The 25073-nt window shown below is 46.4% G+C and carries 27 protein-coding genes and 1 pseudogene; 13 read left to right on the top strand and 15 right to left on the bottom strand.

All coding sequences use genetic code 11. The features are described 5' to 3' along the window. The first annotated feature begins 90 nt into the window (after positions 1-90). Together lptB and QUA45_RS07040 are read left to right on the top strand one after the other, a co-directional pair. The gene (gene lptB / locus QUA45_RS07045; protein WP_333068222.1) at positions 91-819 is read left to right on the top strand and encodes an LPS export ABC transporter ATP-binding protein; all 729 of its coding nucleotides are present in this window, start codon (positions 91-93) and stop codon (positions 817-819) included. 80 nt (positions 820-899) lie between these two features. Next, a complete protein-coding gene (locus QUA45_RS07040) occupies positions 900-2066 on the top strand; it encodes an LptF/LptG family permease (RefSeq protein ID WP_333096836.1) in 1167 nt (388 codons plus the stop codon). Positions 2067-2246: 180 nt separating this feature from the next. Here the strand turns inward: QUA45_RS07040 and QUA45_RS07035 are convergent, their stop codons facing one another. Beyond that, positions 2247-3614 carry a hypothetical protein gene (locus tag QUA45_RS07035; RefSeq protein WP_333096834.1) on the bottom strand — a complete coding sequence of 456 codons (1368 nt, stop codon included), beginning with the start codon at positions 3612-3614 and terminating at the stop codon, positions 2247-2249. Positions 3615-4079: 465 nt separating this feature from the next. Between QUA45_RS07035 and pgl the strand changes: the two genes are divergently transcribed. From pgl to QUA45_RS07005, 6 genes are all read left to right on the top strand, one after another. Next, the gene (gene pgl, locus QUA45_RS07030; protein ID WP_333096833.1) at positions 4080-4799 is read left to right on the top strand and encodes a 6-phosphogluconolactonase; all 720 of its coding nucleotides are present in this window, start codon (positions 4080-4082) and stop codon (positions 4797-4799) included. Positions 4800-5005: 206 nt separating this feature from the next. Next, positions 5006-5797, top strand: a complete 792-nt coding sequence (locus QUA45_RS07025) for an FHA domain-containing protein (protein ID WP_333096831.1) — start codon at positions 5006-5008, stop codon at positions 5795-5797. 97 nt (positions 5798-5894) lie between these two features. Further along, positions 5895-6371 carry an FHA domain-containing protein gene (locus QUA45_RS07020; protein WP_445304618.1) on the top strand — a complete coding sequence of 159 codons (477 nt, stop codon included), beginning with the start codon at positions 5895-5897 and terminating at the stop codon, positions 6369-6371. Between the two features lie 55 nt (positions 6372-6426). Beyond that, positions 6427-7164, top strand: coding sequence for a PRC-barrel domain-containing protein (locus QUA45_RS07015; protein WP_333096829.1), 738 nt, complete (start codon positions 6427-6429; stop codon positions 7162-7164). A 103-nt stretch (positions 7165-7267) separates the two neighbouring features. Beyond that, positions 7268-7744: a hypothetical protein gene (locus QUA45_RS07010; RefSeq protein WP_333220059.1), complete on the top strand. Its 477-nt coding sequence runs from the start codon at positions 7268-7270 to the stop codon at positions 7742-7744. Next, on the top strand, positions 7741-8193 hold the full coding sequence (locus QUA45_RS07005) for an FHA domain-containing protein (RefSeq protein WP_333096826.1): 453 nt from the start codon (positions 7741-7743) through the stop codon (positions 8191-8193). Before QUA45_RS07010 ends, QUA45_RS07005 begins: the two co-directional genes overlap by 4 nt. 145 nt (positions 8194-8338) lie before the next feature. On the opposite strand, the gene QUA45_RS07000 is transcribed toward QUA45_RS07005, so the two are convergent. Further along, positions 8339-8917, bottom strand: coding sequence for a DUF1997 domain-containing protein (locus QUA45_RS07000; RefSeq protein ID WP_333096823.1), 579 nt, complete (start codon positions 8915-8917; stop codon positions 8339-8341). 208 nt (positions 8918-9125) lie between these two features. Between QUA45_RS07000 and pheA the strand changes: the two genes are divergently transcribed. Beyond that, positions 9126-10073 (top strand): prephenate dehydratase, encoded by a 948-nt coding sequence (gene pheA / locus QUA45_RS06995; RefSeq protein WP_333096822.1) that lies wholly within the window; start codon positions 9126-9128, stop codon positions 10071-10073. A gap of 50 nt (positions 10074-10123) precedes the next feature. Beyond that, positions 10124-10765: a pentapeptide repeat-containing protein gene (locus QUA45_RS06990; protein WP_333096820.1), complete on the top strand. Its 642-nt coding sequence runs from the start codon at positions 10124-10126 to the stop codon at positions 10763-10765. Positions 10766-10798: 33 nt separating this feature from the next. Here the strand turns inward: QUA45_RS06990 and QUA45_RS06985 are convergent, their stop codons facing one another. From QUA45_RS06985 to QUA45_RS06950, 8 genes are all read right to left on the bottom strand, one after another. After that, entirely contained in the window at positions 10799-11737 is a 939-nt protein-coding gene (locus QUA45_RS06985; protein WP_333220057.1) for a PspA/IM30 family protein, read from the bottom strand. 215 nt (positions 11738-11952) lie between these two features. Next, positions 11953-12594 carry an LON peptidase substrate-binding domain-containing protein gene (locus QUA45_RS06980; RefSeq protein ID WP_006632192.1) on the bottom strand — a complete coding sequence of 214 codons (642 nt, stop codon included), beginning with the start codon at positions 12592-12594 and terminating at the stop codon, positions 11953-11955. Positions 12595-13001: 407 nt separating this feature from the next. Beyond that, the gene (gene rpsJ / locus QUA45_RS06975) at positions 13002-13319 is read right to left on the bottom strand and encodes a 30S ribosomal protein S10 (protein WP_006632193.1); all 318 of its coding nucleotides are present in this window, start codon (positions 13317-13319) and stop codon (positions 13002-13004) included. Between the two features lie 207 nt (positions 13320-13526). Next, a complete protein-coding gene (gene tuf / locus QUA45_RS06970) occupies positions 13527-14756 on the bottom strand; it encodes an elongation factor Tu (RefSeq protein ID WP_333096818.1) in 1230 nt (409 codons plus the stop codon). Between the two features lie 102 nt (positions 14757-14858). Further along, entirely contained in the window at positions 14859-16931 is a 2073-nt protein-coding gene (gene fusA, locus QUA45_RS06965; RefSeq protein WP_333096816.1) for an elongation factor G, read from the bottom strand. 345 nt (positions 16932-17276) lie between these two features. Then, on the bottom strand, positions 17277-17747 hold the full coding sequence (gene rpsG, locus QUA45_RS06960; RefSeq protein WP_006632196.1) for a 30S ribosomal protein S7: 471 nt from the start codon (positions 17745-17747) through the stop codon (positions 17277-17279). A gap of 145 nt (positions 17748-17892) precedes the next feature. Further along, positions 17893-18273 carry a 30S ribosomal protein S12 gene (rpsL, locus tag QUA45_RS06955; RefSeq protein ID WP_006632197.1) on the bottom strand — a complete coding sequence of 127 codons (381 nt, stop codon included), beginning with the start codon at positions 18271-18273 and terminating at the stop codon, positions 17893-17895. Between the two features lie 99 nt (positions 18274-18372). Continuing rightward, the gene (locus tag QUA45_RS06950; RefSeq protein ID WP_190274306.1) at positions 18373-18516 is read right to left on the bottom strand and encodes a hypothetical protein; all 144 of its coding nucleotides are present in this window, start codon (positions 18514-18516) and stop codon (positions 18373-18375) included. A gap of 213 nt (positions 18517-18729) precedes the next feature. Between QUA45_RS06950 and QUA45_RS06945 the strand changes: the two genes are divergently transcribed. Then, complete coding sequence (locus tag QUA45_RS06945; protein ID WP_015174049.1) at positions 18730-18933, top strand: hypothetical protein; 204 nt, start codon at positions 18730-18732, stop codon at positions 18931-18933. Positions 18934-19151: 218 nt separating this feature from the next. Then, a complete protein-coding gene (locus QUA45_RS06940) occupies positions 19152-20003 on the top strand; it encodes an Npun_R2479 family HD domain-containing metalloprotein (RefSeq protein ID WP_015174050.1) in 852 nt (283 codons plus the stop codon). Between the two features lie 245 nt (positions 20004-20248). Here the strand turns inward: QUA45_RS06940 and QUA45_RS06935 are convergent, their stop codons facing one another. The 5 genes from QUA45_RS06935 to QUA45_RS06915 all read right to left on the bottom strand — a co-directional run bounded on the left by QUA45_RS06935 (position 20249) and on the right by QUA45_RS06915 (position 23382). Then, on the bottom strand, positions 20249-20764 hold the full coding sequence (locus tag QUA45_RS06935; protein ID WP_015174051.1) for a Fur family transcriptional regulator: 516 nt from the start codon (positions 20762-20764) through the stop codon (positions 20249-20251). A 466-nt stretch (positions 20765-21230) separates the two neighbouring features. After that, on the bottom strand, positions 21231-21782 hold the full coding sequence (locus tag QUA45_RS06930) for a hypothetical protein (protein WP_333096943.1): 552 nt from the start codon (positions 21780-21782) through the stop codon (positions 21231-21233). A 704-nt stretch (positions 21783-22486) separates the two neighbouring features. Further along, the gene (locus QUA45_RS06925; RefSeq protein ID WP_333096810.1) at positions 22487-22636 is read right to left on the bottom strand and encodes a hypothetical protein; all 150 of its coding nucleotides are present in this window, start codon (positions 22634-22636) and stop codon (positions 22487-22489) included. Positions 22637-22714: 78 nt separating this feature from the next. Further along, complete coding sequence (locus QUA45_RS06920) at positions 22715-22948, bottom strand: hypothetical protein (RefSeq protein WP_333220055.1); 234 nt, start codon at positions 22946-22948, stop codon at positions 22715-22717. A 158-nt stretch (positions 22949-23106) separates the two neighbouring features. Further along, on the bottom strand, positions 23107-23382 hold the full coding sequence (locus QUA45_RS06915) for a hypothetical protein (protein ID WP_333220053.1): 276 nt from the start codon (positions 23380-23382) through the stop codon (positions 23107-23109). 50 nt (positions 23383-23432) lie between these two features. On the opposite strand from QUA45_RS06915, the pseudogene QUA45_RS06910 reads away from it, so the two are divergent. After that, positions 23433-24504, top strand: a pseudogene (locus tag QUA45_RS06910) (IS630 family transposase). Positions 24505-25073: the final 569 nt, after the last annotated feature.

Here is a 25073-nt window from a genome sequence, read left to right as displayed (position 1 = left end):
CAAACTTGAAAAGGTAAAATTTAAATTAAAGAGTCGATCGCACAAAGCCGCAGTCTGAAATTTAGCTTGTAGAGGTTGCCGGGAGCGAAAATGAAAATTGTACTCGAAAATATTCACAAATCCTACGGAAAACGCAATGTAGTTAGTCGCGTCAACCTTTCGGTAGCCCAAGGAGAAATCGTAGGACTGCTTGGCCCCAACGGTGCCGGCAAAACCACAACATTTTACATAGCAACCGGATTAGAAAAACCCAATCAAGGAACTGTTTGGCTAAACGATTTAGACATCACTAAATTGGCGATGCACCAGCGAGCGCATTTGGGAATTGGCTATCTCGCTCAAGAAGCAAGCATTTTCCGAAACCTGAGCGTGCGGGACAACATTTTGTTAGTCCTAGAACAAACTCAAGTGCCGCGCTGGGAATGGCGCGATCGAGTCGATTTCCTATTGCAAGAATTTCGCTTAGAAAAAATAGCATCGAGTTTGGGAATTCAAATCTCAGGGGGAGAAAGGCGGCGGACTGAACTGGCCAGAGCACTAGCTGCTGGGCGAGACGGGCCGATGTTCCTATTTTTAGACGAACCGTTTGCAGGCGTCGATCCGATCGCCGTAGACGAAATTCAAACCATTATTGCTAAATTGCGCGATCGTAAAATCGGCATCCTCATCACCGATCACAACGTCCGAGAAACCCTCGAAATTACCGATCGAGCCTACATCATGCGAGACGGTCAAATTTTAGCCTCCGGGGCGGAAGAAGAACTCTACAGCAACCCTTTAGTGCGACAGTATTACTTAGGTGACAACTTCGTGCGATAGTCTTTTGAAGGCATTCCCCATGGTCATAATTTTAGATTTGAGATGTTAGATTGAGGAGCAAACTGCAAAAAGCCCAAACTATGAAAATAGCAATATCCAATTCTTTGAATCCCATCAACTGGCTGCCGAGAATTTCAGTAATGGACTGGTACATTACCAAAGAACTAATCGGGCCATTTCTATTTGGCGTCGGACTCTTTACATCCGTCGCCGTCACAGTTGGAGCTTTATTTGAATTAGTCCGCAGAGTAGCAGAATCCGGCCTCCCCTACGGCGCAGCCATAGAAATTTTTCTCCTGCAAATTCCCTACTTTGTAGTATTGGCTTTCCCCATGTCAATGCTGCTAGCAACCTTAATGGCCTACAGCCGAATGTCCAGCGACAGCGAACTCATCGCCCTTCGCAGTTGCGGAGTCAGCGTATACCGATTGATACTGCCTGCTGTGATAATGAGTTTAATTGTTGCAGGATTCACCTTTGCTTTGCAAGAGTTAGTTGTACCTGCCGCCAGCTACAGAGCTACTCTGACTTTAGACAGAGCCCTGAAGCGAGAAAAACCTACATTTCAAGATAAAAATATTATCTACACAGAATTTCGCAAACCAGAAAAAGGTGGCGACGAAATCCTCGCCCGCTTTTTTTATGCAGAACAATTTGACGGCCAGCGAATGAAAGGTTTAACAATTATCGATCGCTCTACCCCAGGCCTCAATCAAATCGTTTCTTCAGAATCCGCTACTTGGAATCCCTCAGAAAATACCTGGGATTTTTTCAACGGAACCGCTTATATAGTAGCTCCTGACGGCTCTTACCGGAATATAGTTAGGTTTCAACACCAGCAATTGCAGCTCCCCCGCACGCCCTTAGATTTAGCGGCTAGAGTGCGGGATTTCAAGGAAATGAACATTGCCCAAGCTTTAGAGCGTTTGGATATCATTAGAAACAGTGGCGACGAACCGCAAATTCGCAAATTAAAGGTGCGAATTCAAGAAAAATATGCTTTTCCTTTCGTCTGCATGGTCTTTGGTTTAGTGGGAGCAGCTTTGGGAACTCAACCGCGCCGCTCCGGTCGAGGAACGAGTTTTGGTATTAGCGTAGTTGTGATTTTCACTTACTACGTATTTTCTTTCATGACCAGTTCTATGGGCGTGAAAGCTGTTTTGACTCCGATTCTGTCGGCTTGGCTGCCGATTATGTTTGGCTTGGGAATCGGGGGATTGTTGTTGGTACGGGCCGCCGCTAGGTAAGTTTTACCGCTAACATTGAGAATGGGTAATTCGGAACTTGTACTGCCCTTCCACCTTCCACTGCCTTCGGCTACCTTCCCTTCGACTACGCTGAGGAGAACCGAAGTCGAAGGCCATGAACCGCCTAGCCTAAGTATTGGGAATTGATAATATCGTTTTCATGACCGAATTTCCTTCATTTTAAGGATTAGAAAAAGTATTGATTTCGCCACCGCCAATGTAGCGTCCTGGAGCCAGGGAGCGGGGTGTAGCAAAAGTTTGAGGTTGAATGGGCTGCACGCCCTGATTTGTATTTTGGGGAACAACTCCAAAGTTAGGTGGATCAGGCAAATTAAGCTGACTCGGTGGAGGTGTTTGAAATTGAGAATTCGCTGAATTAGGAGAGAATTGAGGGCTAATTATCTTGCTTCCCCCAATCCCACTTAGAAAGGGAGATGGACCGACATTGGGAAGTAGAGGTGTTGGCGAAGGTATGGCTACTGGAAGTGCCACAGGTTGAACTTCAGGTGCTAAGCCTGAGCCAGATAAATTAGTTTGGTAGGGATTTTTCGGCAAAGCCACCGTTGCAGCCCCTGCATTAATTTCGGGAAGGTTCGGTATTCGGGAAGTTAACCCCGCCAATGGTTCAGGGACTGTAGCTGTCGGTTGTAAGAATTCTTGAGATTCCTTGCTCACGGTATTTGTCGGAGCCACAAGTGGGGAAAGTGCTGTGGGAACATTCACAGGATTGGCTCCACTTTGAGCTGTAGCGGTCGTTGGGAGCAAATTTGTCGCATTTCCTGCCGCCGGATCGGAAGCCGGTCGATCGAGCAATTTAGCCTCGTCTGCTTTTTTCTCAACCGAAGCCGCCGTTGCCGAAGTGTTAGCAACGACGTATTTTTTCATAGCTGCTTGCAGCGGACTCAAAGGCAGAGAATTTTCGTTTTGTTTACCTGAATTAGCATCACTCGACGCCTGCGATAAAGTTGCTGTCGCTGTACCCCCAGACTCAGGCTCGATCGTTTTTATCCCGGAAGTCAGTCTCCCACTGCTAGATAAACTCAACGCTGATGTTGTGTTTGAACTTGGCAAGCTGGAATTTTGGGGGTTATTGTTTCCGGTCTCGACAGCAGGATTTGCTAAATTTGGCAAGGAGAAAAATCCGCTGCTTCCTACTCGCTTGGGGGCGGAATATGGCTGAGGAGTTTCTAAGCCCCGATCTCGAAGTTCCTCGAATAAACCTTGGCTTTTTACTACTGATGAATTTAATAAGTTCAGTTCAGAAGCAGTAGAGCCATTAAACTGATTGACTAGCACTGGTGAGCTGTCGATTTCAGCCGCAATCGCGGTATCTTCAGCAGATAGTCCCGATAGCGAAGCTGGATTGTTTGTGGCTACTTCTTCTTCGCCATCTATGCTCAACCTTTCTGGGTTTACAGAGACCTCCCAGATAAATAACCCCCCCGCACACAGCACGGCTAACGGAGCCCAAACCGCCGGTTGGGTCCAGTGGCGCAACCGCGCTATTAAATAGCGGACAGATGTAGGAAATCGCTTAAAAATTGACATAGTTTTGCTTCCATCCGAGCGTGCGGATTTAAAACTATTTTTCCTAGTCTACCACATCAATCTTGATTATTTTTGCTATGCCGGGGTAAGTGCGATCGGGAGCATCTCAATTTTGCTTTTACTGTCGGTGTGCGATCGTCCGGCTCGCTATATTTATAGATTTTGCTGTGCGGGACGGACCGCACTCCCAAAAAACGCTTTTTACTTTCTGCAGAGATGCTCCGAGTAAGATCGAAATTTTGATTGAAAGTTGCGAAAGCTCAATGCAATCGGTGAAAATATCCATAAAGCACTGGTATAAATATGTCTTGCTTGCCTTAAATCAAGGGGCATAAGATGATAAAATATTATGGGATGCGGTGTCCGGGCTGCCGAGTCTGTCAGCAGATCGACCTCAAACCAAAATGTCAAGGTAAAATTGGCAATTGCTGAGAACAACACCCAAGGAAAGTTGAGAGGAAATTAATGAAAAAAGTAGTTGAAGTATTAGCAAATCGGGAACAACTAATAGATCGATCGCTGGAAATTGTACTGTCGAAAATCTCAGAAGCCATAGCAGAACGCGGACTTTGTACGATCGCCTTAGCGGGCGGAAGCACACCAGAACCGCTCTACACAGCGATCGCAGCCCAAGACCTGGCTTGGGACAAAATTCACGTTTTCTGGGGCGACGAACGCTACGTTCCCCAAGAACACCCAGACAGCAATCAAAAAATGGCGCGCCTCGCGTGGCTCGATCGAGTGAATATCCCCGCCAGCAACATCCACCCCATGCCCACAGGCGCCGGCGACCCCGCAGCCGACGCTGCAGCGCACCAAACCGAATTGCAGCAGTTCTTCAAAGTATCCGAGGGCGAGTTTCCTGCCTTTGACATCATTTTATTGGGCATAGGAGACGACGCTCACACAGCCTCTCTCTTTCCCGGCACAGCAGCCTTGGAAGTCCGGGATGCCCTAGTAACTGTCGGCAACAAAGACGGTCAACCCCGCATTACCTTTACAGTCCCCTTAATCAACCGGGCCCGGTGCGTCATCTTCATGGTCGCAGGAGCCAGCAAACAACCCGCCCTAGCTCAAATTTTTGCCCCTGCTGCTGACGAAATGACCTATCCAGCCAGATTCGTTCAACCAGAGGGCGAACTTTGGTGGCTGCTCGATGCGGCGGCTGGTGAAACAGTAAAATAGCTGACACAGCAGCAAGCGTGCCAACACACTCAGCATTATCACTAACTCAATCAGGCCCATCACAGCTAACGTCACGGCGTCAGCTCAGTTGCTAGTATTAGCGAAGCAATATAAGAATTGTGGCGGTTAAAGTTAAAATTTGACCATATACACGAGTATTTTTATGAGGCTGATTTGAAAATCTGGCCGATAGCAAGGAGAAATCGATGATTGTCTGTCCCAATTGCAATCACCAGAACCCCGACGGGGCCAGCCAGTGTGAGGCTTGCTACACGCCTTTACCTGTTACCGCAAGTTGCTCGAACTGCGGTGCAGCAGTTCAGACAGATGCAGCATTTTGCGGTCAGTGTGGCTTTAACTTGCGTCCGGGTTCCATAGTTCCCGAAGTTGAGGGGACACTAACGTCCCCCTCGCCTGTAGGCCCCACAGTGGTATCGTCACCGGCGCCGGATTTAGTCCCACCCGATCCCCTGATGGCAATGGAACCTCTAGTTACCCTGAATAAGGGGCTTAACTTGGAAAAAACTCCCGCCAGCATTCCGACGATTCCCGATCCCCCGCCATCGCCCTCGGTTCCTGTTACAACTGAATCGGTGGCAACACCAGTAACTATCTCTCCTCCGGTTCCGGGCCCACAGCCGGCAGGTGTAGCTAAAACTCAACTGCAACAGCAGTCGGCGCGCCTGCTACACGTTCAGACAAATACGCCGATGGAATTGCCTCACAGTCTGTCTGTGGTTCACATAGGCAAGCCAAATGACTTAGTACCGCCGGATATTGATGTTTCGGGATTTGCTAATTCTGAGATAGTTTCTCGGGTACACGCAAATCTCCGGGTGGAGGGAGATGCTTGCTACCTAGAAGATGTAGGCAGTTCCAACGGCACTTACGTCAACAATACTCCGCTACCCAAGGGAAACCGCCACCGGTTGCGACCGGGAGACCGCATCTCTCTGGGCAAAGGAGACCTGGTTACGTTTTTATTTCAAATCTCTTAGAGCGAGTTTGGATTGGGCGATCGAAAGTCTAAAATCTAAAATCGCATCTTGAGGCGCTCTACCAAAACTCAATGCTGCCAATGTGATTAAGCTGACCTTGCTACATCCACTCCAGTCTATACCCGTCCGCAGTTGGATCTTTGAAGACGAGCAGGTCGTCCGGATCGGGCGCTCGACCGAAAACCACGTCGTTCTTTTTAGCGCTGTGGTTTCTCGTCGCCACATCGAATTGCGGCGCAGCGGCATAACTTGGGAACTGATCAATTTAGGTACCAACGGCACTTACCTCGATGGTAAGCCAATTGCTAAGGTTCCCATTGTGGACGGTCTGATCGTTCACTTGGCTCGCTCAGGTCCGAAAATTCAAATCAACGTAGGCCCGAATCAGTCCTCTGTCCAATTAGGACAAATTAGCGTCAAGCCCAGGGAGGCTAAGGAAATTCACGCTCCATCGGGTGGCGTGCACATTAGCACGATTCCTGTTCCCGACCACAAAGAAGTTGGCACTTCCAGGGAAGAGGAGGAGTTAACCGAGGCAGATAATAATCGCCATTATTCGGAAGAAGAATATTAAATCGGCTTCTTTGGACGATCGACATTTTTCACAGGCGGCACTCAGGAGTTTATTTATGAGTACATCACCACAGATTGTTAGGCGCAGCGAACTGCTCAACCGCCGCACGATCAACCGCAGAACGGCGGAAGAGGTCGGCAGGGTAGATCGGGTTTGGCTCGATGCTCACTCCCAGCGGGCGATCGGCTTTACTTGCAAGTCGGGACTTTTGGGCAGCAAAAAAACTTGGTTCGCTTGGGCGCAAGTTGATACGGTGGGGGAAAATGTTTTTGTCACCATTAACCCGGAACTGCCGGAATTGCATCAGCCGGAACAAGCTGTTTGTCCGATCGGCCTTGAGGTGCTCACGGACGCTGGGAATAAGGCAGGTGTAGTGGTGGACTACCTATTTGATGTCCGCACGGGTTCAGTCACCCACTACCTATTTAAATCGAGCGGCTGGCGCGGTGTTTTAGACGACATTTACTTGTTACCTGTGGCAGCTATTTCGACTATCGGCAGCAAGCGGGCGATAGTTTCTGAAGCTGCTGTATCGGAACCAGTGCAGTACGCGGAGGGACTGCACAAAAAAGTCGGTCTGGTAGCAGAGTTTTTACATGAAGATTTCGACAGAACTCTCAAAAATGTGGCAGGTGTGAAGCGGGGCGCTCAAAGTCTGGCGGAAAAATTCCAAGATAAAGCTCTAGAAGTCAGGGATGTAGCTCAAGAAAAAGTTGCAGAGTTGAAGCGGCAAAGGCAAGAGTCTGTCCCGCCCGATCCCAACCCGGAGCCGCCCGAGTCAGATTTGAGCTGAAGTTGGGCCTTCCCGCTCGCCCTGCGACTAATTGCCGATCGCATTCTGAGGCGGTGCGCGCGAGGAAGGTCGATCGGTATTTTGGCTATTAGAGATTGATGCGTTGTCGCTCAAAATTCCAGTGCTGCTCAAAGCATTGTATTTTAAAGGTATCGCATCAATAAGGAAAATGTTAGCAACTCAAAAAGACCTAGGCTGTTTGATACAACCAACAAGTATTTTATCTAGAGACCCCAGGATTAATAATTGGTTAACTTCTTTCTTTATAAACAACGAGTCGTTGAGCAGTGACTGTCGCCCGATCGAGAACTCGAATCAGATCTGCAACCAGCGCGGGTCTGAGTTGAAATTTCTGGTTGAGCAGGGGAAAAAATTGCTGCCGCCTGCGCCAAAAGTTAAGGATCAAAAGTTTGTTCAAATGCTTCAAGCAGCCAAAATTTCATCTTTTACTGAAGATAGAGACAATGCTGGCGCACTGACGGCGCCTTTAAAAATCAAATTTTTTGTGTTTTTATCCCACAGAATCTATCTGGAAGCCTCCCCCTTTGTGTCTGGCGGTGGAGTGTCAAAACATCCGTGATTACCTTAACTCTGTTACATCCTATCCAATCTGTCCCAGTTCAAAGTTGGTGTTTTGAATCAGAACCTGTGGTTAGGATCGGCCGCTCGAACGACAATGATGTAATTATTTACAGCGCTGTAGTTTCCCGCCACCACGTAGAGCTGTGGAATCACGCCAATGGCTGGGAAATTATTAATTTTGGTGCTAACGGCACTTATGTAGATGATAGACCGATCGCTCAGGTGTCAGTTGTGGACGGGATGACAATTCGCTTAGGCAATTCCGGGCCAAAAATCAGGATTCGGGTGGGCGCCACGAATCAACCGGGCAAAATAATTAAGCCACCACAGCGTGAACTCCGCCAAAAGGACGAAGTTTTAAAACACAGGTCAACAGAGTGGCCTGGGGGCGTAGGAATAATGGAAGATGATGAACATGGAGGGCTTACTCACATCGATTTTGAGTGACCCGCAGCTATCTATATATTCCTGCTGGCTAGTTCCCACAAAGCGACCGATGCCCGATTCAAGTGTCTAACTAATATTGTGGTAAGTGATCTGATTTTTGCCTAAATATCCCTATACATTAATTAACAGCTTCTCTAGTAGGATTTCACCCTTCTAAAGATAAGATTGGGGGGAGATCGATCGATATTAGCTCACTTTCGCTGCTTGCCCAGTGGCGATAATCGCAGAGCAACTGGTGCATCAACCGCTGTTTGACACTCAGCAGTACGCTTTTGAGCAAAGCATTCCCGGTTGCTTCTAAAATGGGTTTGGGCGTCACCCAAAACGGCGGCGGTAACTCTACTTGTACTTCCAAATCCGCTTTTCCCTTCAAGTATGCTACCCCGCTGCTTTGGTGAACACAAAGCTGTCCTTTGAGATTGAGAGCAAAGCGATCGTTTATGTAACCCACGCCGCGAATTTCGCACCCGACGGACTCCAAATTGATTGTGCCGTCTGACTGCGCCCACACCCTCATATCTACTGTGGGTTGAATGCTCAGCATCATAAATTGTAACGGTCGCATTTTTAGGCGGAAACAGTCATCGCTTAGCTGTTGTGTGCGACTTTGATCGACAAGGGCATTCACCAGTCGCCTCGGCTGGCGTAGATAATGTTGAATGGGAACCCGTTCCTCTGGTACGGCGATCTCAACGGATTGGGAAGAATTAAAGCGGGTATACATGAGAAAATATCAAAATATAGGGTTCCTAAGCATATCTTAATAAACTATCACCTTTTTTAAGGTGACATACGTAGCGCACTAAGTCGCGTGCCCAGCAATGTCATCCGAGAAATCACCGATAAAAGCTTTCGGGACATTGCTAATTTTTCATCATACTTCCTAGCTGATGAGAGTAAAGCAAACATTTGTAACCTAAAATTGCCTCTAAATGAAAATTTCGTTAGCGAAGCCCTCGAAGAGGATCGCACATCTCGGCCCTGTTGGTACAAATGCAGAAACAGCGGCTCTAGCTTATGTCAATTGGTTGAGCCAAGAAACTAACTTGGAATGCACCCTGTGTCCTTATTCCACCATTTCCCAAGCGCTAGAGGCATCTGCCGTAGGGCAGGTTGATTATTCAGTTGTGCCTGTCGAAAATTCGATCGAAGGCAGCGTGACTGTCACCTTAGATACACTGTGGCGGCTCGATCAACTCCGCATTCAACACGCCTTAGTTTTGCCAATTTCCCACGCGCTAGTGTCTAATGCCAAAAATTTTAACGAGATTCAAAAAGTTTACTCTCATCCGCAAGCGCTAGCTCAGTGTCAGCTATGGTTGGGGCAGTTTATTCCCTCAGCTCAATTAATTCCGACGAATTCTACCACGGAAGCATTGCAATATCTGGAAGATAGAAATGTAGCAGCGATATCTTCGCCAAGAGCGGCTGAACTTTACAATTTGCCAGTGTTAACTCACCCCATTAATGATTATCCCGATAATTACACTCGATTTTGGGTACTCAGCAGGAGTGGGGGAGAAATCGCCAACGTAGAACCAGGGGAGCGCTCATCCATTAAATCTATTACACAATCTGCTTCTAAGTTGATCCTCGATGCTTCACCGTCTAATTGCACCCATACCTCACTAGCTTTTAGCGTACCTGCCAATATGCCGGGAGCACTGGTAAAACCTTTGCAAGTATTTGCCAGTCGCGGTATTAATTTAAGTCGGATTGAATCTAGACCGACTAAACGATCGCTCGGAGAATATATTTTCTTTATGGACGTTGAGGCTAACGCCTGCCAAGCATTTGTTCGAGCCGCACTCGAAGAGTTAAAAAATCACACAGAAACTTTAAAAATCTTTGGTTGCTACAATGTACTGTCAGTAGTATAATTTTATTTTATGTAGTATACTTTTTAAGTCAAGCTTAGGAGGCTGGTGAGATGAATGCTGATGAACTTCTCAAGCGATACGCAGCCGGAGAAAGAAATTTTCATGAAACAAACTTGAAAGAGGCTTCTTTGCGAGAAGCTTTCCTAATTCATATTAATCTAGCCTGCGCGAATCTCAAAGAAATAAATTTTGCTTTGGCAAACTTAAGGGGGGCAAACTTAATAGCTGCCAAGCTCAAGAATGCTTGCCTGGTGATGACAAAACTCAATGGGGCTAACCTGAGCCGAGCCGATCTAAGTTTCGCACGATTAACAGGATCGGACATGATTGAGGCAAACTTGGAAAACGCCAACTTGAGCGACACCAAAATGATTGGTGTTAATTTGAGCGGAGCATCCTTGTACGCCGCAAACCTGATGGAAGCGAATCTCCTAGATGCTTGCTTGGACAATACAAACCTCGAAAAAGCCAATCTAAGTGAGGCAAAACTGCGGGGAGCGAGTCTGAGATCAGCCAACTTGAAAGGCGCTTTTTTGTGTGAAACTAACCTTGAAGGCGCAGATTTGAGAGAAGCTGATTTAAGCGGTGCTAATTTGAGCGGGGCATTTTTATGCGGGGCTAATCTGGAAGGAGCTAAGCTAGATGAGGCAATTTTAAGTGGGGCTATACATTTTTGCGTCAGACAAGTTTGATATCACGCAATATATAACCGGAGAATCCGACAACTAAGGACTAAAAAATATACTATTGACTTGGCTGAAAGTGAAGTCTATTTGCTGCTGTACCTTAGCAAAATGAAGCTGCATCTTGAGTATCTCTTTCTTGGAATTAGCTTGAGCAATCTTACTTTCCAAAGCCAGCAAGTTGCGGTTGAGATTTTCTACTCGCACAGTTTGGTAGTCTAAGTCAATTTTTAGTTCTGCCGCCCGATCGAATTCAACCTGCTTGCGAACCACGGCGAGGCGGACTGAATTTTCATCCTGTGTCTGAAGAGCTAGCAAAGCTCGCTGCTGCCACTGGTTGGCTTGAGATTCAGCTTGATTGTACAGCCATTGAATACGCAGTTGGGCGGAAATCGCACTGCCAACAGCCTGACGCAGTTCTTTGAGAGGTTCCTGAATTTCTAAGATTAATAGTTCCCAAAGATTCATCAGTTCGCTGGTAAATTCTTCGCGTTCTACAGAGGCTACCAGTGCTTCTAACAGCAATAAATTTGGTTTCATCTGCTGCGTAATTGTCTCAAATATTAACTGTGCTTCGGACATTTGCCGATCGTAATTTTTTTCTGAGACTGCACCGGATGAGTGCTTTAATATTTTTTCAGTGCTATCTACCTTAGCTTCTGAATCTGAACTTGAAGCTACAAAGGTCTGTAATTTTTCACGGGCGATCGAATTCAGCCTTTGTCGAAGCAAATCGCAGGCCGCCCGCTGCACCGGCCCTGTTTCAGTTTGACAAATCTTGATGACTATTTTTAAGCCCGCATCGCCGTAATTCCATGTCTCTCTCAAGGCGGCGATTCGATGTTCGCTGACAGAACTAGACAGCCGATGTTTAACTCCTGCTAGTCCGCCGAGCACTACACCGCCCACAGGAGGTGGCAGTTGACCGCCTCTAACTGCATCGTATGGTTTCGGTTGGTCGTGATTGTCTAACACAAGCATTTACTGCTATAAGGAACCTATCCCAACCTGTTTGAAGTTAAGAATTCAACAGATACCAGTTCCCAAAAATAATGGAACTGTAAGCGCGCGCTCCAAACCCTGAGTTCATCAGTCAATCGAAAATCAAAAATCGAAAATCGAAAATCGAATGATTTGTGTGTAATTCTTTCTTCACTTCAGGTCAAACCGATCGTGCTTTTTCCTAGGCAAATTGGCTACTTGAGGGTATCTTTAAGTACCGTCCTCGCTGCCAAGTGATTGCGAGTAGAAGTCAAAATTTCGGTTTCGCGTTCCAATCTCGCAGCAGTATCTTGCAATTCTAAAAGAGTTTGCTGTTCTGTCGCTGCGCCGTAAAGGTAGCTGGCTACCCAGTAGGACAATTCTGTAGGCAAACTGGGAATGTCTTCGGGCAGGTCGATCGGCTGATCCATCAATTTGCTGGAGAGGCGAACTACATCTCTGAGCAGTTGTTCGACATCTTTTCCCAAAGGTCTGAGGTCTTTTTGCGGCGGTTCGTCTTCAATCCATTCTACTAGACCGACTAAATACGGTTTTTCCCGAACGGCGTCAAGCACTCGGAACCGCTGCTGCCCGAGAGTCATAATTTTCATGCGATCGTCGGGCAGGCGCTGGCAGTGAATCACTTCGGCGCAACAGCCAACGGCAGAGACTTTGTTTTGGTTGGGGTCCCACATGAGTACACCGAAACGCCGATCGCCTTCCAGAATCGTATTCATCATGATTCGATAGCGAAACTCGAAGATTTGCAGCGGCAGCGGTCTACCTGGAAATAGAACCACTTCCGGCAACGGAAATAAGGGGAGTTCGCGAACTGCTACAGAGGAAGAGGATGCCATTGTCGGTCAAAAGTGACGGTACTTGCGCTTCTTTTTCTTACTTTAACTGATGAAAGGCAATTCCGGGGCAGGAGCGATCGGGCTTTTGCGACGCGGATTTGAGCGAACGAGCGCGATCGCCTGTGCTGCCAGCTTGACACCGGCGTTATTTCGGCAAAATGCTAAATAACCTTTTTGCTGAACTAAGTGATGCTGGATGCGATGATAGCGACTGCTAAACGAGCGTTTTTGTAGCGATCGCCCCTTAATTAATAATAATTATTTAAGTTCGTGCCGGAGCAGAAATTATTGTTGATTATTAACTAATAACTTATACCTAATAAGTAATAACTAGGGAACTTTATGCAAAAAGAAGGAACAAATGCTCTTCCCTTTGATCCTTCTTTCTGCGTTTGAGATAAGTCAATCTACAGCTTGACTTCGATATCTACGCCGGCTGGCAAATCCAGTTTCATCAAAGCGTCAATTGTTTTGGCTGATGGCTGGTGAATGTCGATAATCCGGCGGTGCGTGCGGGTTTCAAAGTGTTCGCGAGAATCTTTGTCTACGTGGGGGGATCGCAGCAAGCAGTAAATCCGCCGTTTTGTCGGTAGGGGAATCGGGCCGATCGCTGTGGCTGCTGTCCGATTTGCTGTATCTACAATCTTTTCGCAGGATGCGTCTAGAATTCGGCGATCGAAAGCTTTGAGGCGAATGCGAATTTTTTGCTGTTGAATTGTTGCCATTTTTGTTTCTTGAATTTTCGAGGTTCAGTTTATTTTTAGTCATCAGTCATCAGTCATCAGTCATCAGTCATCAGTCATTTGTTTGTTATTAAACATTTAACCCATAACTACTAACAACTGGCCACTAACCTATAACTACTCACTAAATAGCAGAAAAGCCTGATTACATTTGGCGGCTTTTCTGCTATTTAGTCTGTTATCGGATTCCTACTTGAGGATTTTGGAAACAACGCCGGCGCCGACGGTGCGTCCGCCTTCGCGGATAGCGAAGCGCATTCCTTGTTCGATCGCGATCGGGTGAATCAACTCAACAGTCATTTTGATCCGGTCACCGGGCATCACCATTTCTGCTTCACTACCGTCATCAGCGGTGAACTGTGCGATCGTGCCGGTCACGTCAGTGGTACGGACGTAGAATTGAGGGCGATATCCAGAGAAAAATGGCGTGTGCCGGCCACCTTCTTCCTTCTTGAGGATGTACACTTCAGATTCAAACTGAGTGTGAGGCATGATGCTTTTCGGCTTGGCAATCACCATTCCGCGTTCAATATCCGCCTTTAAAATCCCCCGCAGCAGTAGACCCACGTTGTCCCCGGCAATGCCTTCTTCCAGAGACTTGGTGAACATTTCCACACCAGTCACCGTAGTGCTGCGAGTGTCCTTAAGACCCACCAATTCTACTGTTTCGCCGACTTTGATGGTTCCGCGTTCGATCCTGCCAGTGGCTACAGTACCCCGACCAGTAATCGAGAATACGTCTTCAACTGCCATCAAGAAAGGCTTGTCAACTTCGCGTTCAGGGGTGGGGATGTAAGCATCTACTTCTTCCATCAGCTTGTAAATTTTGTCAACCCACTCATTTTCGCCCTTGACAGTCTTGGGATTAGCAAGCATCGCTTCGAGAGCTTTCAATCCCGAACCTGTGACGATGGGGATGTCATCGCCCGGAAAATCGTAAGAGCTCAAAAGTTCGCGAACTTCCAGTTCTACCAATTCCAACAGTTCAGCATCATCCACCATGTCTTCTTTGTTCAAGAAGACAACCAGGCTGGGAACGCCAACTTGCTTAGCTAGCAGGATGTGTTCGCGAGTTTGAGGCATGGGGCCGTCTGCTGCTGACACTACTAGGATGCCGCCGTCCATTTGAGCAGCACCGGTGATCATGTTTTTCACATAGTCAGCGTGTCCGGGGCAATCAACGTGGGCATAGTGCCGACTTGTGGTTTCGTATTCCACGTGAGCAGTATTAATCGTAATACCCCGTGCTTTTTCTTCGGGCGCAGCGTCGATGTCGGCGTAATTCTTAGCCTTTGCTTGACCTAGTGCAGAGAGAGTCATCGTAATCGCGGCGGTCAAAGTTGTTTTGCCGTGGTCAACGTGACCGATCGTGCCGATGTTTACGTGGGGTTTATTCCGTTCAAATTTTGCGCGTGCCATTCTCGATTTGTTCCTTGTTTCTTTTAGCGATTTTAGATTTTAACATTTTAGATTTTAGACTTTGGATTTCATCCAAAATCCAAAATCTAAAATTCAAAATCGTTAGTTACCTTTGTTCTTAGCGATGATGGCTTCAGCCACATTTCGCGGCACTTCTTCGTAATGGCTGAATTCCATTGTGAAGATGCCCCGACCTTGGGTTTTCGAGCGGATGTCAGTGGCGTAGCCAAACATTTCTGCTAGTGGAACTTTTACAGAAACTTTGGCAATTCCCTGATCCGTCTCTTGACCCTCAATCTGACCCCGACGCGAGTTGAGGTCGCCGATGATGTTCCCGATGTAATCTTCGGGAACTTCCACCTCTACTTTCATCATAGGCTCTAGCAGCACAGGCGAAGCCTTCATCACGGCTTCTTTGATCGCCATTGAGCCGGCGATCTTAAATGCCATTTCCGAAGAGTCTACGTCGTGGAAAGACCCGTCTACCATAGTAGCTTTGAGGTCGATCACGGGATATCCTGCTACAATACCCGATTCACAGGCTTCTTTCATCCCTTGTTCTGCCGGGCCGATGTACTCTTTCGGTACAGTGCCGCCGACAATTTTGGAGACAAATTCAAAGCCGCTTCCGACTTCGGTAGGTTCTAGTTCGATCACGACGTGACCGTACTGACCTTTACCGCCACTTTGGCGGATAAATTTACCTTCGGCGCGGACGGCTTTGCGAATGGTTTCGCGGTAGGCTACTTGCGGCTGACCCACGTTGGCTTCTACTTTGAATTCCCGCAGCATTCTGTCTACCAGGATTTCCAGGTGCAGTTCGCCCATGCCGGCGATAACTGTCTGGTTGGTTTCTGGGTCAACGTTGACTCGGAAGGTGGGGTCTTCTTCCGAGAGCGACTGGAGGGCTTTGGAGAGCTTCTCCATGTCTTGTTTGGTTTTGGGTTCGACAGCCACCGAGATGACTGGCTCTGGAATAAACAGGGATTCCAGAATCACTGGAGATCCTTCTTCGGAGAGGGTGTCGCCGGTGAAGGTCTCTTTCAAACCCAAAGCTGCTCCCAAGTCTCCGGCTCGCAGTTCCTCGACTTCTATCCGATCGTCCGCCTTGAGTACAATTAGGCGAGAAACCCGCTCTTTTTTGTCTTTGGTGGAGTTCAGGACGTAGGTTCCTTTTTTGAGGATACCGGAGTAGACGCGAACGAAGGTCAGGCGGCCGTAGGGGTCAGCCATGATTTTGAATGCCAGGGCTGACAGCGGGGCGCTGTCGTCGGCAAACCGCTCTGCTGTGTCGCCGTTGGGCAGGAGTCCTTGTATGGGAGGAACTTCCAAGGGCGATGGCAGATAGTCGATGACTGCATCCAACAAAAGCTGAACGCCTTTGTTTTTGAATGCCGAACCGCACAACATGGGGACGATCGTCCCAGAGATGGTCCCAGTCCGCAAAGCTGCACGAATTTCGTCTTCGGTTAACTCTTCGCCTTCAAGGTATTTCTCCGTGAGGGCGTCGTTGGTTTCTGCTACGGACTCGATCAGCTTGGTGCGGTATTCTGCTGCTAGCTCTTTTACTTCATCGGGGATTTCTACTTCCTCGATATCGGTTCCCATGTCGTTGTTGTAGATATAGGCTTTCATTTGCACTAAGTCTACAATTCCCCGGAAGTTTTCTTCACTGCCGATCGGGATTTGGATGGGTACGGCGTTCGCTCTCATTCGATCGCGAATTTGGGCGTAGACTTTGTAGAAGTTTGCGCCCATCCGATCCATTTTGTTGACGAACACGATCCTTGGTACTTTGTACCGATCGGCTTGTCGCCAAACTGTCTCGGATTGCGGCTGCACTCCCCCTACCGAGCAGAACACTGCGATCACTCCGTCGAGCACTCGCATCGAGCGTTCGACTTCGATCGTGAAGTCTACGTGTCCGGGAGTGTCGATGATGTTGATTTTGTAATCTTTCCAACTGGTGGTGATAGCAGCGGCAGTAATCGTAATTCCCCGCTCCCGCTCTTGCTCCATCCAGTCAGTGACTGCTGTTCCCTCGTGCACTTCACCCATTTTGTGAACCATGCCTGAATAGAACAGAATTCTTTCAGTTGTTGTTGTTTTGCCCGCGTCTATGTGGGCTGCGATGCCGATGTTGCGAGTTTTTTCTAGCGGGACGGTACGTGCCACAGCTACCTCCTTAATCTTGTGTTGCTGTTATAATACTACTATACTACACAGTAACCCTATTTTGCACTCCCCAGCGACTTACAAAAGTCTCTGGAGCTTATTGTTACATTTTAATATTTTTTGCAAGATTTGTTTACAAAAATATTAAGGATGCGACATGGAGGATTTAGAGAGTGCGTGAATTTTGAGTGCGTCAATTTTGATTTTGGGAGTTTTGAGTTTGCTTCACGAATCGCAACTGCGCCAAGAGAAGCAATCTCAACACTCAAAACTTACACTTTCCAATTTCTCACCCGATGCTTTTATACCGCACGATCGCGCTCTTCTCCATGCCCGATTTTGCAGTTAGTACCGGTAGTGAGCAAAAGCCTTGTTAGCTTCGGCCATGCGGTGTGTTTCTTCGCGCTTGCGAATAGCACTGCCTGTTTCGTTAGCTGCATCCATCAGTTCGTTGGCTAGCTTGGCGGCCATCGAGCGGCCGGTGCGGGCGCGGGCAAATCTGATCAGCCAGCGGAGGGCGAGGGTGGTACCGCGATCGGAACGCACTTCCATCGGCACTTGGTAGGTAGCGCCACCTACCCGGCGGGCTTTGACTTCGACCAGAGGTGTCGCGTTTTTGACTGCTTTTTCAAACAAGTCTAACGGTTCAGCCCCTGTCCGTTCTTGGATGGTTTTGAGGGCGTCGTAGACGATGCTGGAGGCAACGGATTTTTTGCCGTGCTGCATGATCCGTCTCACCATCATGCTTACCAACCGGCTGTTGTAGGTTGGATCTGGTGGAACTGGACGTTTTTGAATAACTGTGCGGCGAGACATAGTTCTACTTGGGATTTTTGATTTTGAATGACTGAGTTTGGGGTTTTGGGATCACATCTCGATTTATGACGATCGAGCGTGCAATTGAGCGGCGCGATCGGATTTATTTTTGCTTCCCAACCCCGACGAGCGGACGAGTTCCGTGTTATTTTTTCTCTTTAGGACGCTTGGCCCCGTATTTGGAACGACCCTGCTTGCGGTCTTTCACCCCAGCGGTGTCTAATGTACCCCGAATGATGTGGTATCTAACTCCGGGCAAATCTTTTACCCGACCGCCCCGGATCATTACTACCGAGTGTTCTTGCAAGTTGTGACCGATCCCAGGGATGTAGGCGGTCACTTCAAAACCAGAGGTCAGCCGTACCCGAGCCACCTTCCGCAGCGCCGAGTTAGGTTTTTTCGGGGTGGTCGTGTACACTCTGGTGCAAACTCCGCGGCGCTGGGGGCAACTCTTGAGAGCTGGCGATTTGGTTTTTTTCTGCGTTTGTTCCCGTGCTGAACGGATGAGTTGCTGAATAGTGGGCATGAGTTACGGCATTTCTAGCTTTTTGCTGAATATAGTGATTTGGCTGTATCCGCACTGAAAGTCCCTTCCCCTCTGGGGGGACGGGATGAATGAAAATAGTTATGGGTAAGTGAGGATACCAGACTCTGTATTGTACACGACGCGAGTTTCTTTGGCAAGAAATTTGCGCGACCCGCGCTCAAACTTCCTTTCTTGCTGCCAGTTGTCCGGGGGCGATCGCAACGGGCGAATGGTATGTGACATCCTATAATTTAGGCGCAACTATGATGATTGTCACAGCCGTCAGAAAAATTTATGACGATCGCCATATCGCGCTTTTTCGATCGAATTACCATTGTTTAGGAGAGGCGCATTAACTCCAGCCTGCGATCGCATCACAGTCTATAGCCGATCTACATCACATAAAGTTATCTAAAATTGCCGGATAATAAGAAATCTACATTGAGTTGACGGCAGATGACAACCAAAGCTTATATTCCTGAATATAAAATTTCCGAACTTTACTTGAACATTTGGAAATCCGGTAAGATCGATCGGACTGTGTTCCAACAAATTCAATACGCAATTAATTCTCACAGTTTAAAAAGTTCAGAGGAGCGAAAAATTGTCAGCAGGCTGCTGTATGCAGTACGGCGGGGATGGGTGTCAGTGATGGACTGAGTTACTTGGAAATTTTGAGTCATGGCGAGAGATTGCTGCGTGACTCCCCGGGCGTAGCTGCGTCAATGAGTTTTGAGATTGCCACCCACCTGCCACCCACAGAGCACAACCCACAGGGGGTGCATGAGTTGTAAGCTAAAATATCCTCCATAAAATGAGAGGACTCCCCAATAGATGCACCGCTCTTAAAAGTAAATATTAAGGTAAAAGGACAGGGTATGTTTAATTCTACAGAACTGCTGATTGAGGCTTTCATAGAACAACTTCAGAACGGTTACAGCCGCACTTATGGAGGCTACAAATCAGACTATGCTGACATTATTGCCTGGGTGGGGGCAATGGCGTTAGAAAACATTGCCAACAGCGACGCTCTTTATCACAATGTAGAACACGCCATTTGCATTAGCTTAGTCGGTCAAGAAATCTTGCGGGGAAAACACATTCGCAAGGGCGGAGTTTCCTGCGAAGATTGGCTGCACTTCATCATTTCTTTGCTGTGTCAAGACATCGGATATGTCAAAGGAGTTTGCCGGCAAGACCAAGAATCAGAAGGATTGTATGCTACGGGAAAAGATGGCATGAGAATTGCACTTGCTCCCGGTGCAACCGCGGCTAGCTTAGCTCCTTACCGAGTTGACAGAGCTAAATTGTTCATTGACGAGCGCTTCGGCAACCACAAGCTAATTAATGCGGAGATAATTAAACAGAATATAGAACAGACTCGTTTCTCGGTGCTTGACGGTAACACTGACGATGATGCAGTTAATTACTCTAGTTTAGTGCGCGGTGCTGATTTGATCGGTCAGCTAAGCAACCCGCAATATTTGCAGAAAATTGGCGCGCTGTTTTACGAGTTGGAAGAAAGCGGTGCTACTAAAGTTTTGGGCTATCGACATCCGGGCGATTTGCTGCAAAGCTACTCTAAGTTTTACTGGAGTGGCATTTATCCTCACATCAGCGAATCTCTAGGTTACTTGCAGTTGACGCAGGAAGGCAAACAGATTGTGGCTAGTTTGTACGCTAACATATTCCGGATGGAACACCAACGTGGCGATTCTGAGGTTGCTTGACGGAAGGATAAGGGAAATGCAGCAAGTTTTGAATGCGTGAGATTGCTTTCCTAATAATTTCTTCGCTAACATTCCTTGCAGCGGTATTAAGGGGAAGCGAAAGACGGCGAGTTTTTAATGGGTGAGATTGGTTTCCTAAGAATCACTTTGCTAGCATTACTTGCAACGCGATTTCCCTACCTGAGTTCAATAGTGACCAATTACCAATTACTAATTCCCCCTTACCCAAATGTATTTCATCCAACTCAACTAATTTCCTCCTCAATTTTTGAATGATATCTCGGACACAACCAATTACTCGGCACCAAAGAAGGCCATCCCTCCCGCAGCGCTTCCAAACAAACAGCTCGCACAGTTAATTGACAGTCAAGCAGTTCGACCCCAGCTTTTTCAACTTGCTTTTTGCCAATTTTTAAAATGGATTCATCGCTAAATTCAAAGGTTTTGTGACACTGAATGCAAACCAGGTGGTGGTGGTGGTGCAATTCGGGAAAATTCAGTTCGTAATGTTTGTGCCCTTCTGCTAATTCTAGTTCACGCAAAATTCCAATTCTTGCTAATAAATGCAGGGTTCGGTAGACAGTAGACAAGCCTATTCGTTCTCCTTTATTCTGCAAAGTCCTGTATAACTCTTCCGCACTTAAATGATTGCCTTGTGGCAGATTTTGAAAGACGCTCAAAATAGTTTCTCGCTGGGGAGTTAGGCGGCAACCTCTCTGGTTTAGTTCGACTTTGAGTGAGTTAGCACTGTATAAATTCATATCGCCAAAAATAAAAAACTTGAACGAGGCTTCTAGTGGATTATCTATTATTTATTCGCGCTCTTTTTAAGATTCTCCTAAAGTGTGTTTCCCCTCATAATCCATCTAATTCTCGACTTACCCTTTACTTAAGGGTAATCTGCTAGCCATCTATCCCCCTTCGTAAAAGTCGTACTGAAAAAGTAGTTTTCGGTATTTATGCATAATTTTTATGAAGTTTCTAGCAATGTTGCTGATAAGCATTGGTAAAACAAGTCTTAGGGTCAAAGTCAGTGCAACCGGCATCTTCAGTACAAGCAACGCACGGGCGCACTGTAAATGTGAGGCGGTAGTCGTTACTAAAAAAATCCCCATAACAAGCAATTGGATACAAGCGCTTGATTTGATGCGCTCCTTCTGGCAATGTTACGGACAGACTCCACAAAAATAATCAAAGTGGCAATACATAAATTTTAGAAAAAGACAGTCATGCAGTTATTGTCTCAAGGTTGACCGAAATCTGAACGGCGTTTGTAGGTAAAAATAGGAATTCCACCATCGATGCTTTGGGTACCAACAAGAAGGTAGCGACACCCAGCAAAACTAGGCGGATGCCCAAGAGGGTGGTCATTTTGTCTGCGTCTTCCGATGTGTAGCCACAGAAAGAAGTTCTTGCTTCGAGGGTTGCTTGCCATTTGAGGGAGTGAAAGATGTCGCCGAAGCCGAGAAAGGCTGAGCTGATGAGGTGAATCGCCCTAACCGCGAAGTACGGATCAGTATCGACAATTTTGGCTCCCGCACCCCCGCCCAAGCAGAGTCTGGCTAGGTTTGGCAACAGGATTAAGCCTTGTTCGTACATGGGCAATTCTGGGTTAAAGCGGGAAAGCTCAAATAAGGTATAGGCTCCCGCCCAAAAGACGATGAGGCCGGCGTGGGCGAGGTGGGTACCGAGCAAACGGCCGGAAAGGTTGATTAAGCGGGCGTTGCCGGCCCACCAGGGAAATGATTTTCCTTCGGCTGGGAAGGATTTTTCTGCCATGCTGGTCACGGCCGTTTACCTCTTGAGAAAGATGTCAGGGGAGTTTTAAGCCATTGCAGGTTATTGATATAGATAATCAACAATTTTGGTAGTTTCGTCAAGGGGTATTTGAGAAAAATTTTCACTGATTTGAGTTCAGGTATGTAAATCACTAGGAAAAAACATCGCTATATCAAGATTCTGACTGTTTTTGGCGCTTTAGCGGAATTTGGCTTCTCGTTAGCAAAAATAGTGGCTAAAGGAATACCTCTAAATTTATTGATAAATAATATTATTAAGTAGTATGATGGCTAGAGTATTGTTTAAGTAGCTATCCAATCCTCTCGGAAAAGACAAGGTGGAAAAAGAAATCCGGTACTTTCCGATGGACAAGCTTCTCTAAAAGCAATACTCCGGACAGTTTTTAAGCAGCGAGAGTACCGTAATACAAGACTGAAGGAAGATTAGGATTATTTAAAATCAAATCCGGGTCTAAATCTAACTTGTCAATAAAGGTACAAAGTAGTTGTTTATTGAATTCCAGACGTTTATAAGAACAGATTGAAAACACAAACGACTTGGCAGATTAATAACAAGTAGAGAGTTGATTTGTGGCTAAATTTAAGGCAATAAAACTGGCATAAAAATGAAAATAAAGCCGGGGTAAATGACGAGCTTGACAATCAGACAATCCCGTAATATTATGTCAGGTCGATTGACCAGTATTAAACTTTTGCCTCCGGCCACCAATAGAAATGAGTCAAACCACTAATTAGCTGTTTGAGATTTAACAGTTTTCGACATCGTTCAAATAAAACAGCTTCTAATTCATCTAAGCTTTTAAAACAGCGGTTGGCTATCGGTTCATTTGTCAATGGCCACAGTCTTTCACGGCTGTTGCAGTTGGGGTGAGTGGGAAGGCAGACAATATAAATGTATGCCGTGGGGGATTTTCACGCTTTCACGCTCAGTGCCATCCCGCTCCATCCACTACTAAAACCATTCTTTTTTTCGAGCCTACTTTCCAATGTCGGGCTCTCATCTGCTAAAACTCGCTCGAAAAGCTGGCTATTGACAAACGGTAGTATCCACTCTTTTGGTTTCTCCGCTACTCGGATGTACGAAACCATATAACCATAACCATTGAAACCGCCAGTTAACCACAGCCGTAGCATTACTAAACTCATCCACCCATTCTCGCCTCAACACAGGTTTCAATCAAGCAACGATGTTTGTCCATTGACCACACTTCTACGTCGCTTTCTGGGTTCTGCTTCTTGATTTTCTTGACGAACCGACCCAGATTTTTTTTCCATTCCTGCAAGTTCTGCAGAGATCTGATTCCTCATGTTCCGGGCGAGGAACTCTCAATCGAAACTTCATGGACTTGAGATATTCCCACCCTATGCAGACGACAGACTTTTTCACCCTTGAGTTCACTCATCCAATCGGCAAATGCACGACCATTCCACAGCCCTCCATCTGGGGGTGGCTGCTGTAGGACTTGCCACAATTGAGCTTGTTCCACATCATTCAGCAGAGGGTCACAATCGGTATTTTTGCAACGTTGATCTCCGAGGGATTCTAGTCCTAAATAGTTGTATCCCCGGACTAATACCATTTTTTTAAAGATGTGATAGACTTCTGTCAAAAGTAAAGGCGAGAATTACAATGTCTGGTCGTCCTCATATAAAAATTACAGAATCTGTAGAAGATTTACGAGAAATCCTCAAGCAACAAAAAAGAATACTAGCTTATAATAAAGTTCAAATGCTTTATTTATTTCAGTCAAAACAAGTAGAAACTGTTCGGGAAGTATCCACAGTTTTAGGTAAAAGTGAGCCAACGATTCATCGCTGGCTCTCCCAATATAGAAAGGGCGGTCTGGAAAATTTGTTAAAAAATAGGCAGGTTTTCGGTCGCCCAAAAAAGTTCTCAGTTGAAGTAGCAGCTTCATTGCAACAAGAGTTGCAAGACCCCGAAGGGTTTCAGAGTTATAAAGAAGTTCATCTCTGGCTCTGGTTGATTAAAGGAATAGCCAGTAGTTACTCGGCTGTATATTCTTTAGTAAGAGGTGAATTAAAAAGTAAATTAAAAATTCCAAGACCTCGCAGTATTTCTCAAAAATCTACGGCAATTAATGAATTTAAGAATAACTTGCATCAACAGATAAAAGCTTTACTAAAAAAAGCTTTACCTCAAGTAAACAAATATAAAAAAGTCACTTATTGGTGTAGTGATGAAACTCGCCTAGGGCTGCATACCATTCGTCGGCGCAAGCTGACGATTTTAGGCGTAAAGCCCCGAGGAAAGCATCAATGGAAATTTGAGTGTTTTTGGCTGTATGGGGCAGTATCGATCCCTACTGGAAAAAGTTTTTTTTGGGAGTTTTCGCATTTAGACAAAGTTTGTTTTGAAGCATATTTACAACTTTTGTCAATCCAATATCCTCATGAATTACACATCATTCAAGTTGATAATGCACCCGCTCATAATTTAAGCTCATCTGAATTACCAGACAATATCATTTTACTATTTCAGCCTCCGGCTTGTCCTGAAGTAAATCCCACAGAAAGAGTGTGGGAATATCTCAAAGATTTTTTAGCGAAAGTCGGTGTTTAATAATCTTGATGAACTCCGCACAAAAGTCCAGGAAATTTTGGCATCTTTCACCGAAAGCGTCATTGGTTTTCTCACCGGATGGTCTTGGATTTTACATTCTTTATCTCTATCACATCTTTAAAAAAATGGTATAATTCCTAAATCCAACCGCGACTATAACCTGTCACGGCCATCACTTCTGCGCTCGTGAAGCCGCAAGCTAAGAGCCAAATAATTTGGTAATGATGGGCCTGGGTGGTTGTTTTAGCTTCACGGAAACGAGCAATCAAGTTCTTCTACACTCAGATGGGGCGCGATCGCAATTCGTTTCGGCATTCTTTATCTGACGGGGGTAGTGTTCCTCACTATTATATCACGGTCAATCGACTGGACATGATATAAATTGCTTGGGATCGCTAAAAATCAATTCAATCTGAAAACGAACCTGATAATATTCAACAATTTGCTCAGGTGGTAAGTGAATATCAGTGCTAAATAATAAAGCATTTTTGATTGTTCCTTGGGCTTAACCTCAGAGATGCAAGCCAAAAAGATTTGGAAATTTCAACAACTACTCGCCTACAACCACTGTATAGAACCCATTTGAGATATTTTGACGATCGCCCCTAGAGATGCGATCGGCTCGTGTCACGGGCGATCGGCTAATGTAAAATTACAATCAAAATACTCAGAGCGGATAATGCCATACTC

Origin of the sequence: Microcoleus sp. Pol12A5, from assembly GCF_036701435.1 — a bacterium.
GTDB lineage: Bacteria > Cyanobacteriota > Cyanobacteriia > Cyanobacteriales > Microcoleaceae > Microcoleus.
Note: the sequence above shows the minus strand (reverse complement) of the source record. Positions and strands in the feature narration are given on the sequence as shown.